This window comes from Actinomadura miaoliensis, assembly GCF_039536785.1.
Lineage (GTDB): Bacteria > Actinomycetota > Actinomycetes > Streptosporangiales > Streptosporangiaceae > Spirillospora > Spirillospora miaoliensis.
In genome coordinates this window covers 1-12,121 of sequence record NZ_BAAAZG010000072.1, presented here as the reverse complement: position 1 = coordinate 12,121, position 12,121 = coordinate 1, and the positions used below count along the sequence as shown (strand labels likewise).

The window sequence follows — 12,121 nt, the reverse complement described above, 5'->3', positions numbered from 1 at the left end:
TAAGCTCTTCAGCGCCGATGGTACTGCATGGGAGACTGTGTGGGAGAGTAGGACGCCGCCGGACATTCTTTTGGTCGAGGGCCGCCTCGGTAACGAGGTCGGCCCTCGACGCATGTCTGGACCTGCCAAAATAGAGTACGAGGGTCCACCGAACATCGAGAAACTGTGACGGACGGGATGAGCGCGGAAGAGGACGGCCGCGGCGGCGACGACCGCCGGCGGCGCGACGAGCGGCAGCGCAGGAACGGGGGACGGGGAACGCCTGCCGGTCGTGGGGGCAAGCCTCGCGGCACCGGGGGACCGGGGCAACGCAAGGGCGGCGGTTTCGCGTCACGCGATGACTCTGGGCGGGGCGGCCGTCCAGCGACGGGATCTCGTCCGGGCCGATCGGGCTCGGGTGGCGGCTGGAAAGATCGTCCGGCACGTGACCGGCAGGACAGGCCCCAGGACAGGCGGGACGAACGCGCGGGCGATCGACCGTTCAGGCGGTCCTCGGATCGTCCCCGACCCGCGGGCGAGAGGCGCGACGAACAGCGCGCCGACGTTCGCCGGAGCCCGCGCGATGAGGAGAGGCGCTCCGGACGTCCATTCGGCACTGGCTCGGGCAAGGACCAGGAGGAGCGGCGCACAGGACGTCCTGCCGCCTCCCGTCGATTCGACGCCCAGCGCGGCAAGGGCCGCTTCGGCGACCGCGACCAGGCTCGGGACCAGGCTCGTGGCCGGGACCGCGACCGTGATGCCGTTCGCGACCGGGACCGGGACCGGGACCGAGGTCGCGACCGTGACCGCGGCTTCGACAGAGATCGTGAGCGCGGGCGCGATCGCTACCAGGATCGTGGGCGCGACCGCTATCAGGATCGTGAGCGCGGGCGCGACCAGTACCAGGACCGTGGACGTGAGCGCTACCAGGACCGTGGGCGTGACCGGTACCAGGACCGTGGGCGCGAGCGCTACCAGGACCGTGGGCGTGACCAGTACCAGGACCGTGAGCGTGGACGCGACCAGTACCAGGACCGTGGGCGCGAGCGCTACCAGGATCGTGAGCGTGGACGCGATCGGTACCAGGACCGTGGGCGCACCGCCGACAGGCGGCGGGGCGCACCCGGTGCGCAAAGGCAGAACAGGGCCGGCGGACGCCCCTACGGCCCGTCCCGTGACAAGTTCGCGCGCCGTGAGGCCGCCCCCGGACGCGAAGACCACACGCCCAAGTACGACGAGCCGACGGTGCCGGAGGACGTCACGGGCGGTGAACTGGACGCAGAGGTGCGCGCCGAACTGCGTGCCCTGCCGAAGGATCTCGCCGGACGAGTGTCCCGGCACCTGGTGATGGCGGGACGCCTCTCCGAGGACGACCCGCAGACCTCCTACCTCCACGCCAAGGCCGCCCGACGGCTGGCCTCCCGCGTCGGGATCGTCCGGGAGGCCGCAGGGCTTTCCGCCTACCGCGCGGGAGAGTGGTCCGAGGCGCTTGCGGAGTTGCGTGCGGCGCGCCGGCTGGGGACGGGGGGCGACGCCTACCTTCCCGTCATGGCCGACTGCGAGCGGGGTCTGGGACGGCCCGAGCGCGCGCTCGACCTCATCAAGTCCGCCGAGGCGGAACGGCTCGACCAGGCCGGCAGGATCGAGCTGCGCATCGTGGAGTCGGGGGCGCGGCGGGACCTGGAGCAGTACGAGGCGGCGGTCGTCGCCCTCCAGGTGCCCGAGTTGAAGGATCGCCGGTTGCGTCCTTGGTCGGCGCGTCTGTTCTACGCGTACGCCGACGCGCTCGAGGCCGCGGGGCGTCGCGACGAGGCGAGCGACTGGTTCGCCCGCGCCGCGGCGGCCGACCGTGACGGGGAGACCGACGCGGCCGAGCGTTACGCGGAGCTCGAGGGCCTCCACATCATCGACACCGAGGAGGACGAGGAGGCCGGAGCGGAGTTCCTGGACCACGCGGAGGCGCCGCCGTCGACGACCGGCGAGGAGCCGGCGGAGGCCCCCGAGGCCGACGAGGCCGACGCACCGGCGACGGCCGGCGAGGCCGAAGCGGCCGACGAGCCCCGCGGTCCTGTCGTCCTCGATGCTCCGGAGATCTCCGTGGTGTTCCAGGAGCCCGTGGCCGCCGAGGCGACGTCCGCGACGTCGACGGACACCGCCGCCGCGAATGACGCGACGCACGACCGCGATCGTCCAGCACCGGCCGAGGCGGACGACGAGGCGCCTGAGATATCGGTGGTGTTCCGGGAGCCGGTCGTGCAGCCGGAGGACCGTGACGGCGCATCAGAGGGCCCGGAGGGCCCTGTGGACGGCGCGGAGGCCGCGGAGAACGGCGAGGGCCTGGCGGAGGGCCGTGGAGAGGAGCGGAACGGGTCCGCCGGCTGAGCGGACCCCGCCCGAAATCTTGACGGTTGCCGCGCTTCGCGCGATGTTCACGGGACCGTGGTCGTTCGGGGGCGCCGGTGCCATATGCCGGTGGTCGACTCCACGTGATCGTGAACGAGCGTGTGAGGAGCGCCATGCCGACGACAGGGCCAAGCCGACGTACCTTCCTACGTACGACCGCCGTCGCGGGCGGCACGGCCGCGTTCTCCGGGGCACTGTGGCAGCAGGCGTTCGCCTCAGGGCCGGCGCAGCCGGGGCCCGGCCCGTACGGGCCGTTGCTGGCGGCGGACGGTAACGGCATCCAGCTGCCCCAGGGATTCACCAGCCGCGTCATCGCCCGGTCGCTGCGACGCGTGGAGGGCACCCGGTACACCTGGCATCCCGCGCCGGACGGTGGGGCGTGCTTCCCGGACGGCAACGGGTGGATCTATGTGAGCAACTCCGAGGTCCCCCTTGTCGGGGGCGTGTCGGCCGTACGGTTCGACGCGACGGGAAAAGTCGTCTCGGCGTACCGCATCCTTAACGGCACGACGCTGAACTGTGCCGGCGGAGCGACCCCCTGGGGGACGTGGCTGTCGTGCGAGGAACACGATCTCGGACTGGTGTACGAGACCGACCCCAGGGGTGAGCGTTCGGCCCAAGCGCGCGCGGCCATGGGGCGTTTCAAGCACGAGGCCGCCGCGTGCGACCCGGACCGTCAGGTCGTCTATCTCACTGAAGACCAGCCGGACGGCTGCTTCTACCGGTTCCGGCCCTCGACCTGGGGGGACCTGTCGGCAGGGACACTGGACGTCCTCGTCGGCTCCGGCACGGGTGCGGTCACCTGGGCGCGGGTGCCCAACCCGGAGATCTGGCTGACGCCGACCCGGAACCAGGTGTCGGGCGCCATGCGCTTCAACGGAGGCGAAGGCTGTTACTACACCGGCGGTGTCTGCTACTTCACCACCAAGGGGGACAACCGGGTGTGGGCGTACGACGCCGCTACCGGACGGCTGGACCTGGCCTACGACGACGACCTTGTCACCACCGGTGAGCCCCCACTCGCGGGCGTGGACAACATCACCGGGACGCGCTCCGGAGATCTGTACGTGGCCGAGGACGGCGACAACATGGAGATCAACGTGATCACACCCGACGGTGTGGTCGCCCCGTTCCTGCGCGTTCTCGGCCATGACGAGTCCGAGATCACCGGGCCGGCGTTCTCGCCCGACGGCAGCCGCCTGTACTTCTCGTCCCAGCGGGGGACGAGCGGCTTCGCGGCGGGGACGGACGGCTGCACCTACGAGGTCACCGGGCCGTTCCGCCGCTGACTCCGTCGGCCGCGCCGCCCGTCCCTCTGCCACGATCAAGCGGAACCTTACAACGTCAAGGCGCCCGCCTCGGTACCGATCATCTCAACGCGTCCCGGACTCGCCGAGGGAATGCATGATGCCCGCGACGTTGCTCTCGATCCCGTTCAGCACCTCGTACTTGGCCGCGAGCTCGGGATCGACGTCGGACCGGGTGAGGGCGTAACGCTCGTTGGTGCGGTCGCGGACCATGGCGACGGCGTGGTCGAGGTCCAGTCCCTGGTCGCGCGCGTCCCGCACTGTGTCGACCCAGACGCGGAGTTCTTCGGCGGAGCGCTCCAGCGTTTCCGTCACGTCCGAGACGGGGCCGTAGTGGGCGAAGAGCAGCCGCTGTGGCCCCAGGGCCTGGAACTTGCGCAGTGAGGCCAGCGCCGTGTCCAGGTCGAAGTCAGGGGGAGGCGTGGCGGGCCGCACATCCTTCGTCTCGGGGATGTAGACGCCGGCCGCGTCCCCCACGTAGAGGTCGCCGGTCTGCGAGTCGATCAGCCCCACGTGGTGCTTGGCGTGCCCGGGGGAGTAGTGCGATTCCAGCCTCCGCCCGCCCCCAAGGTCGATCATCCCGGTGTCCTCGACGGCGCGGATGCGCTCGGCCTCCGTGGGCTTGAGTTCCCCGAACAGCGTGTCGAGCCGCTCCCCGTACACCATGCGCGCGCTGCGCATCAGCCGCTCGGGCGACGCCAGGTGCCGCGCGCCCTTCTCGTGGACGACGACCTCGGCGTCGGGGTACATCCTCGCGATGTCCCCGACCCCGCCCGCGTGGTCGAGATGGATGTGCGTGACGACCACGGTCGCCAGGTCGGACGGTCCGACCCCGAGTTCGTCCAGCGCCCGCCGCACCACCGGCGCCGACCCGGCGGTCCCCGGCTCCACCAGGCACGGCCGGTCGGACAGGATCAGATAACCCGCGGTGATGCCCGCGTATCCCGCCATCCGCGTGTCGATCTCGTAGACGTCGCCGCCCAGCGGCGTGATCGTGGTGTCCATTGGACGATCATCGCTCCGCATCGGCCCGGTTATCCACAGTTCGGGCCCGGCCTTTCGCCCGCGGTCCCCGCTGCCGGATCGTTGAGGGGACGGAAGGAGGCGGTGATGCACGTCAACTGCGTGATCCTGTGCGGCAGGCTGGCCGACGACCCCGTCCGGCGTCCGCTGACGGCTGGGGGCATGGTCGTCTCGTGGCGGCTGGTCGTGGACCGTCCACGCGCCCCGGGAGCCCGCCGTGTGGTCGACACGATCACCTGCGCGGCGTTCGACGCCCGCGTCCGCGACGACTCGGCCACCTGGCGCCGCGACGATCTCGTCAAGGTGCACGGCTCGTTACGGCGCCGCTTCTGGCGCGCCGGGGACCTGCGACTGGGCCGTCATGAGGTCGAGGTCCACGAGGCCACCCTGGTGGCCGTGGACCGGCCGCCCCCTGACGCTGGCCACGAATGCCCAGCTCATTGCCGGGCAGGGCCCCCTCCGAGAGGAGGCGACATGAGGCTCCACGACGTGGAACACATCAGGGAGCTGCTGGGCGACCTGGCGTTCCCGGCCGACAAGGACGAGATCGTCGAGCACGCCCGCCGCCACGGCGCCGACGAGTCCGAGGTCAAGGCGTTGTCGGCTCTCCCGCTCGGCGACTACGACGGCGTCCACGAGGTGCTCCGCTCGGTCCCCGTCGAGCCGTCCCCCGACCGGACCGAATCGGAGAAGACCTACCAGCGACGCCACCACACCAAGCCCGGCCTGGCCGAGCACATGACCGACACCGAACGCCCACCCATAGAGGAGGAACTCCGCGAAGACTGACCCCACCCACCCCGCAGAAGCAGCCCACAGGAACCGACTTCTCCTAACACCTGCGAACGCACGGGTGCCCAAACGCCAGAGCCCAAGTGACCAGCCGCCGCAACAAATCCCAAGCCGCCCCAAACCAACGCACGCCCCGACCACACCACACCGACCACACCGCCGGTGCCACACCGCCCGGGCCGCACAGGCCGAGCCGTACCAACCGGCCCGGTGCCACGTCGGGGCGGGCCGCACCGGCGGCGACAGGCGGCGTCGGGCCAGGCCACGCCGGGTCAGTTGTCCCCGGGCTGTTCCAGCCGGGCCGCACCGACCGATCGATCCGTGCTGAGAGTGCCGCGCTCACCGCGTCGTGTAACGCCGCGCCGCGCCGACCGGGCTGTACTCGCCGGGCCGTATCAGTCGGACCGGGCCGTGTGCTGCCATGCCAGGGCGGGCCGCACCGACGCGCGCCTGGCGGCGTTGGGCCCGGCGACGTTGGTCAGTTGTCCCTGGGCTGTTCCAGCCGGGCCGCACCGACCGATCGATCCGTGCTGAGAGTGCCGCGCTCACCGCGTCGTGCAGCGCCGCGCCGCGCACCGACCGCGCTGCACTGGCCGAGCCGTATCAGCCGGCCCGGTGCCATGTCGGGTCGGGTCGCACCGGCGGCGACAGGCCGCGTTGGGCCCGGCGACGTTGGGGCAGACGTACGGGTTGTTCTGTGGCGGTCACTCTACGTGCCACGTATTCGGCGTGGTCAGGGCTCAGTGGAGGAGGCGGAGGACGAGGCCGGTGCGGGGTTTGGGGCCGAAGGAGGTTGATTTGCGGGGGACCCGTTCGCCCTCGCCGGCGACGGCGAGGACGTCCTCGACCTTGAGCGGGTTGAGGATCACGGCGGTGCCGCCGGTGCGGCGGGCCCGGTCGAGCGCGGCCGCGGGATCGTGGTGCACCACTTCGACGCTGCGTTCGTTCTCGGGGACGTGCCAGGCCTCCTCGATGAGGAGGCGATCGAGGACGGCGGTGTCGAGACTGCGCCAGCGCGGGGAGTGGCCGCAGGACATCGCCTCGCTGAGGCGGCGCGGGTCGGGGGCGGTCAGCAGATGCGGCCGGTCTCCGCCGCCGAGCAGGTAGGCGGGGCGCGGTGCGTCGGCCAGGCGGGCGACGGCCTCGTCGAGGTCTGGCGGCAGGGGCGTGACCTGGAAGAACCTCGCGGCGCGGTCCACGGCGACGTGCGGCGGCAGGTTCGGCAGGACGCGGTGGATGGCGCTCAGGTACGGGGGGTAGCGGGTCGAGTCGACCAGGAGGGCGAGGCCGTGGTCCCACGGCCCGGGGCCGTCGCCCGCGGCGTGGTGACGGGCCTGCAGAGTGCGGTACGCGGCGTACCGGTGGTGGCCGTCGGCGATCAGCGCCCGCCGGGGCCGCAGGTCGGCGGCGATCCGGGCGTGCAGGTGCGGTTCGGTGACGCGCCACAGGCGGTGCTCGAGGCCGTCGTCGGTGCGGACGGACAGCAGGGGAGTGCCGTCTGCGGTCTCGTCGACGATGTCGGCGGTGTCGCCGTCGCCCTCGTACACCAGGAAGATCGGTTCCAGGTCGGCCTGGACGGCGGTCATCAGAGCCAGGCGGTTGCGGACCGGTCCCGGGTAGACGTTCTCGTGGGGGAGCACCACCCGGTCCGCCTCCGCACGGAGGGCGAGGGCGCCGATGAGCCCCCGCTGCACGACCTTGCGGGCGTCCGCGACCTCGTAGACGTACAGGGACGGCTCGGGGTCGGTCGTGAGCGCGCCTTGGGCCAGCCATTCGTGCAGCGTGTCGCGGGCCTGTTCCGGGGTGGGCGGCAGGATCAGCCGGACGATGTTGTACCCGCCGCTGGCCAGCAGCCGCCGCACCTCCGCGGCGTCGATCAGGTCGTACGGCGGGGTGGTCACCGTCGCCAGGTCGCCGACGACCTCCGGGGCGAACCGCACTCCGCGGAACGGAGCCAGCTCCAGGCCGCCGCCGGAGGGCGGCTCCGCGGTGCCGAAGACGCGGGCGCTGAATTCCTCGGCGTCCAGTCCGGAGGGGAGATCGTCGTTCACCGTGGGCATGCTAATCCGCGAGCGGTGCTTCGTCCGTGCCCGGGTACGGTCGTAGGACCCGGAGTCCGAGGGGAGGTCCATATGAGTGTTCAAGGACCGGGACGGCCGGACGATTCCCCGCAGGACGCTCCCGGCGACGATCCCGGCGGCCCGGACGGCGGCGTGTACGAGTGGTACACGCGTGGTCTGAGCCTGCTCAGGTCGGGGAGCGCCGCGGCTGCCCTGCAGTTGCTCTCGCGGGCCGCGGACGCCGAGCCGTCCTCGCGCAGCATCCGGGAGGCACTGGCCCGCGCACAGTTCGGGGCGCGGCGTTACGGCGACGCCGCCGACAGCTTCCGCTGGATCGTCGAGGCCGACCCCGCCGAGGACTACGCGTTGTTCGGCCTGGGGCTGTCGCTCAGCCGCCTCGGGGACTTCGAGGGCGCGGTGGAGTACCTGGCGCTCGCGGTCGCCATGCGGCCCGACAACAGGGACTATGCCAACGCGCTGCGCCATGCCCGGGCCACCCTCGCGTCCCGCAGGTGACCGGCCCGTACCATCGGGCTGGGACCGTCCGAGCGGAAGGGACGCGATGAAGGGCTGTGACAGGCCGCTGTGCGAGGCGTACGACGTCGCACTGCTCGACCTTGACGGCGTGGTCTACATCGGGCAGCGCCCGGTGCCTGCCGCCGCCGACTCCCTGGCCAAGGCGCGCGCCGCCGGCCAGCGGCTGGCGTTCGTGACCAACAACGCCTCCCGTACACCCTCGGCGGTCGCCGCGCTGCTGACCGAGGTGGGGGTTCCGGCCGAGGCGGAGGACGTGGTGACGTCGGCGCAGGCCGCCGCGCGGTTGCTGGCCGAACGGCTGCCGAGCGGTTCGGCGGTGCTCGTCGTCGGCGGCATGGGCCTGAGGCACGCGCTGTACGCCCAGGGGCTCCGTCCGGTGTCGTCCGCCTCCGAACGACCGGCCGCGGTCGTGCAGGGCTTCGACCCGCGGTTGTCGTACGACCTCATGACCGAGGGCGCCCGTGCCGTACGTGACGGCGCGTTGTTCGTCGCGTCCAACGGCGACCTGACCATCCCCGGGGGCGTCCGTGGGCAGCAGCCGGGGAACGGCGCGCTGATGCAGGTCATCCGGGCCGCGACCGGGGTGGACCCCATCGTGACGGGTAAGCCGGAGCGTCCCCTGCACCGCGAGTCGATCCTGCGCACCCGCGCGCAGCGGCCGCTGGTGGTGGGTGATCGGCTCGACACCGACATCGAGGGCGCCCACAACGGAGGCGCCGACAGTCTGCTGGTTCTGACCGGGGTGACGGACCCGCTGACCGCCCTCACCGCGCCGCCCCACCACCGCCCCACCTATCTGGCACCGGACCTGACCGGCCTGCTCGTCCCCCAACCACACGTGCGGACTTCCGGCGATCGTTTCGAGTGCGCCGGGTGGACCGCCCGATGGACGGACGACGTCATCGAACTGACCGGCGACGGCGACCCCTACGACGGCCTACGCGCCCTGGCAGCCGCCGCCTGGCACGACGAGCAGCCTGCCGCCCCGAAGTCCGTCGCTGCCGCGCTCGACCACCTGTCTCTGGACTGACCCCCACAGCGCCCAGTGGTGCGCGCGGCGCTGTTCGTCGGCGTCCGTGCCCGTGCCGGGCAGGCGACCTTGCCCGCCTACTGGTCGTCCCACCGGCCCCAGGGAGGTCTCCAGGGGGCGAGGAGGGCGCGGGGGCCGGTCTGCGGCCACCAGCAGTACGAACACCTACGTGTGTCTGCGTTGAATCGGGGGGCGGTTGGCCGTTGCTTGGCGCGATGAGCAGCCGGCCAGTCCGAAGTCCGTCGCTGCCGCGCTCGACCGTACTGTCTTTGGACTGACCGCCCACAGCGCCCTGCGAAGGTTTCCGGGCCCCATGTCCGTCGGTGTTGTCGGCGTCGCCGCCGGGTGCAGGCAGAAGCTCGCCGAGCTCTTTGGGGTCGCCGAGCCGGGGCCGGGTTAAGGGCCGGGTTGGGGGTGGGGCCGGGTGGCGTGGTGGTGTCCGCGCCTAGGCCAGCCCGGCGACCTTGCGGCCGGCTGGTCTTCCCGCCCGCCCCGGGAGGCCTCCAAGGGGCGAGGATGGCTCGGGGGCGGTCTGCGGCCACCAGCAGTACGAACACCTACTTGTGTCCGCGTTGAATGGGTGGCGCGGTGGCCGCTGGCCTCGCCTGGGTGCCCGGCGGGCCACCCGAGCTCTCCGCCACTCCGAACTGAAATGCCTGGCGGTGACGTAAGCCGTGCTCGGGTTCACATTCGGAGCCCACTGGCTGTGTCACGTCCACGCCCACCTGGGACAAGTCATTCGTCCTAGGTGGGGACCGTTGGTCTGGCGGTGCCTGGTTGAAAAGTTGATGGGTCGTTGGGGTGTTTGTGTGGGTAGAGACGGAAGGGGCCTGGTTTGTTCGCGTGAGGGCTACTGATCGTTCGTCTTGGGCTCACTCGGCGCACCCTGGGGCGGCGCACCGTGTCCCGCGGGCCGTGCGGCCCGCCAGGACGGAAGGGATGCGAGACACCTATGACCAGATGGCGCCGTGTCGTCCTCGGGGCGACGCTGTCGGGCGCGCTCGCGGTGACGGCGGCAGGGACCGCGCAGGCCGCCACCACCGTGGCGCCCGTGACGGGGGTCACCAAGGCCGGACCGGTACACCGGACGTTCGATCTGCAGGCCCACCGGGGCGGGCTGGGGCTGGTGGTGGAGAGCACGCTGACCGCCTTCGCCAACGCCCTGCGGCTCGGTGTGAGCACGTTGGAACTCGACGTGCAGATCACCGAGGACGGGCAGGCCGTGGTGACCCACGACCGCCGGGTCGACGGGCGCAAGTGCCAGGACACGGGGCCGGCCGCACCGGGCGACCCCGAATACCCCTACGTCGGCAAGTACGTCAACACGCTGACGCTCAAGCAGGTCCGCACCCTGGACTGCGGTTCGCGGACGCTGCCGGAGTTCCCGGGGCAGCGGGCCGAGCCCAGGGCCAGGATGCCGTTGCTGAGCGAGGTGTTCGGGCTCGTCCACCGGTACCGCGCGTACGGCGTGAAGCTGAACGTCGAGACCAAGGTTGAGGCGGGGGCGCCCAGCGAGACTGCACCGCGCGAGCAGTTCGTGCGGGTCACCGCGCGTGAGGTGCGGCGCGCGCGGATGGTGCGGCAGGTGACGATCCAGAGCTTCGACTGGGGCGCGCTGATGCGGATGCGCCAGGTCGAGCCGAGGCTGCCGCTGGTCGCGCTGACCAACTACGACTTCCTGCAGGTGGGGCAGCCCGGCAGGTCGCCGTGGCTGGGCGGCATCGACATCGACGACTTCGGCGGCGACCCGCTGCGGGCGGTCAAATCGTTCGGCGCGTCGGCGTTCTCTCCCGTGCACGGCTTCCCGCAGAACGGCAAGGTCACCGACCCCGGTTACCGTCCGTACGTCACCAAGACGATGGTGGACGAGGCGCACCTGCTGGGCCTCAAGGTGATCCCCTGGACCGTGGACGACCAGGCGACCATGAACAAGCTCATCGACGACGGCGTGGACGGCATCATCACCGACTATCCCGACCGGCTGCGCGCCGTCATGGCCGAGCGCGGCTTCAGGCTGCCGCGGGCGTACAAGGAGCACAAGGAGCACAAGGAGCTTTCGCGGGCCTCGTGAGGGTGCCGCAGGCCTCGGCCGGGCCCCGCCGCCCACCCGGCGGCGGGGCCTCACAGCAGTTTGCGCAGGCGCAGCAGGTCGAACAGGCTCGCCTCCACCTTCAGCCGTCCGCTGGTGAACGCGCGGGCGGGGTGCAGTTCGTCGTTGGCGAGCGCCACGAGGTCGTCGCTGCGCACCGTGATCCGCACCTGGGCGGCCTTGGGGTCGTCGGTGGGCTCGAAGGGATCCAGGCCGCCGGCGTGGATCCGGGAGCGGTAGGCCAGCCTCAGGTCGGGAATGCGGCAGCTGATCGTGCGTTCGACGACGTGCTCGGCGAGCTGGTCCTCGTCCACCTCGGCCAGCCGCTCGGTGATACGCCCGAGGGCCGCGCGGCAGTCCTCCTCGTTCGCCATGGTCAGGCCGTTCCCCGTTCGGTCGACAACGATGTCGTGAAGGGACGGTAGCGTTCTGACAGAGCCGGAGGCGACCCGCGGTGCGCGGTCGGGGTCTTCTTGGAGGTTACAGGTGATGTCTGGCGAGGCCGTGGGGGAGCCCGTGGAGCCGTCGGACCGGGCCGGTCATGCCGCGCCCGAGAACCCGCCTGCCCGGCCCGAGACGCCGAGCGGCCCCGCGGTGCCGGCCCAGGGCGGCCCCGCCGTGCCGGCCCAGGGCGGAGCCGCCGGGGCGCGGACGGGCGTGGCCGAGGCGGTCGTGCCCGCCGGGCCGCCGCCGGAGCCGACCGGCGATCCGCGCGTCGACCTGGTGCTGGAGCGGTTCGCGGAGCTGGGCGGTACGCCGGTGTCGCGCCATGTGGCGGTGTTCCAGGACGTTCACCAGCGGCTGCAGGATCTGCTCGCGTCGGCCGACGAGCCGGAGGACGCCGGGCCGCCGGTGCCGCGTCCCCCGGGGCCGCGGCCGCCGATGCCCACGCCGCCGGCGG

At 72.0% G+C, this 12,121-nt stretch carries 10 protein-coding genes and 1 pseudogene; 7 read left to right on the top strand and 4 right to left on the bottom strand.

Translation table 11 applies throughout. The features are described from left to right. Positions 1-330: 330 nt before the first annotated feature. Entirely contained in the window at positions 331-1,200 is an 870-nt protein-coding gene (locus ABD811_RS40580) for a hypothetical protein (protein WP_344958490.1), read from the bottom strand. Between the two features lie 24 nt (positions 1,201-1,224). Here ABD811_RS40580 and ABD811_RS40575 point away from each other — a divergent pair, with 24 nt between their 5' ends. Both ABD811_RS40575 and ABD811_RS40570 read left to right on the top strand, forming a co-directional pair. Continuing rightward, a complete protein-coding gene (locus ABD811_RS40575; RefSeq protein ID WP_344958488.1) occupies positions 1,225-2,361 on the top strand; it encodes a tetratricopeptide repeat protein in 1,137 nt (378 codons plus the stop codon). Positions 2,362-2,495: 134 nt separating this feature from the next. Next, positions 2,496-3,671, top strand: coding sequence for an alkaline phosphatase PhoX (locus tag ABD811_RS40570; RefSeq protein ID WP_344958486.1), 1,176 nt, complete (start codon positions 2,496-2,498; stop codon positions 3,669-3,671). Between the two features lie 84 nt (positions 3,672-3,755). On the opposite strand, the gene ABD811_RS40565 is transcribed toward ABD811_RS40570, so the two are convergent. Then, positions 3,756-4,694: an MBL fold metallo-hydrolase gene (locus ABD811_RS40565; RefSeq protein ID WP_344958484.1), complete on the bottom strand. Its 939-nt coding sequence runs from the start codon at positions 4,692-4,694 to the stop codon at positions 3,756-3,758. Between the two features lie 105 nt (positions 4,695-4,799). Between ABD811_RS40565 and ABD811_RS40560 the strand changes: the two genes are divergently transcribed. After that, positions 4,800-5,501 (top strand): DUF2795 domain-containing protein, encoded by a 702-nt coding sequence (locus ABD811_RS40560; RefSeq protein ID WP_344958482.1) that lies wholly within the window; start codon positions 4,800-4,802, stop codon positions 5,499-5,501. A gap of 743 nt (positions 5,502-6,244) precedes the next feature. On the opposite strand, the gene ABD811_RS40555 is transcribed toward ABD811_RS40560, so the two are convergent. Further along, positions 6,245-7,564 (bottom strand): DUF1015 family protein, encoded by a 1,320-nt coding sequence (locus tag ABD811_RS40555; RefSeq protein ID WP_344958480.1) that lies wholly within the window; start codon positions 7,562-7,564, stop codon positions 6,245-6,247. Positions 7,565-7,636: 72 nt separating this feature from the next. Here ABD811_RS40555 and ABD811_RS40550 point away from each other — a divergent pair, with 72 nt between their 5' ends. From ABD811_RS40550 to ABD811_RS40540, 3 genes are all read left to right on the top strand, one after another. Further along, on the top strand, positions 7,637-8,080 hold the full coding sequence (locus ABD811_RS40550; protein WP_344958479.1) for a tetratricopeptide repeat protein: 444 nt from the start codon (positions 7,637-7,639) through the stop codon (positions 8,078-8,080). Positions 8,081-8,126: 46 nt separating this feature from the next. Continuing rightward, entirely contained in the window at positions 8,127-9,131 is a 1,005-nt protein-coding gene (locus tag ABD811_RS40545; RefSeq protein WP_344958477.1) for an HAD-IIA family hydrolase, read from the top strand. Between the two features lie 952 nt (positions 9,132-10,083). Continuing rightward, complete coding sequence (locus ABD811_RS40540; RefSeq protein ID WP_344958475.1) at positions 10,084-11,202, top strand: glycerophosphodiester phosphodiesterase family protein; 1,119 nt, start codon at positions 10,084-10,086, stop codon at positions 11,200-11,202. A gap of 50 nt (positions 11,203-11,252) precedes the next feature. On the opposite strand, the gene ABD811_RS40535 is transcribed toward ABD811_RS40540, so the two are convergent. Continuing rightward, positions 11,253-11,594 carry an SCP2 sterol-binding domain-containing protein gene (locus tag ABD811_RS40535; protein ID WP_344958473.1) on the bottom strand — a complete coding sequence of 114 codons (342 nt, stop codon included), beginning with the start codon at positions 11,592-11,594 and terminating at the stop codon, positions 11,253-11,255. 115 nt (positions 11,595-11,709) lie between these two features. On the opposite strand from ABD811_RS40535, the pseudogene ABD811_RS40530 reads away from it, so the two are divergent. Further along, positions 11,710-12,121, top strand: a pseudogene (locus tag ABD811_RS40530) (hypothetical protein); the annotation flags it as partial.

What these genes read in the sequence shown, in the direction of transcription:
- ABD811_RS40560 (WP_344958482.1), top strand. Translation starts at nt 4,800, where the DNA reads ATGCACGTCAACTGCGTGATCCTGTGCGGCAGGCTGGCCGACGACCCC.
- ABD811_RS40570 (WP_344958486.1), top strand. Translation starts at nt 2,496, where the DNA reads ATGCCGACGACAGGGCCAAGCCGACGTACCTTCCTACGTACGACCGCC.
- ABD811_RS40555 (WP_344958480.1), bottom strand. Translation starts at nt 7,564, where the DNA reads ATGCCCACGGTGAACGACGATCTCCCCTCCGGACTGGACGCCGAGGAA.
- ABD811_RS40550 (WP_344958479.1), top strand. Translation starts at nt 7,637, where the DNA reads ATGAGTGTTCAAGGACCGGGACGGCCGGACGATTCCCCGCAGGACGCT.
- ABD811_RS40565 (WP_344958484.1), bottom strand. Translation starts at nt 4,694, where the DNA reads ATGGACACCACGATCACGCCGCTGGGCGGCGACGTCTACGAGATCGAC.
- ABD811_RS40540 (WP_344958475.1), top strand. Translation starts at nt 10,084, where the DNA reads ATGACCAGATGGCGCCGTGTCGTCCTCGGGGCGACGCTGTCGGGCGCG.
- ABD811_RS40535 (WP_344958473.1), bottom strand. Translation starts at nt 11,594, where the DNA reads ATGGCGAACGAGGAGGACTGCCGCGCGGCCCTCGGGCGTATCACCGAG.
- ABD811_RS40545 (WP_344958477.1), top strand. Translation starts at nt 8,127, where the DNA reads ATGAAGGGCTGTGACAGGCCGCTGTGCGAGGCGTACGACGTCGCACTG.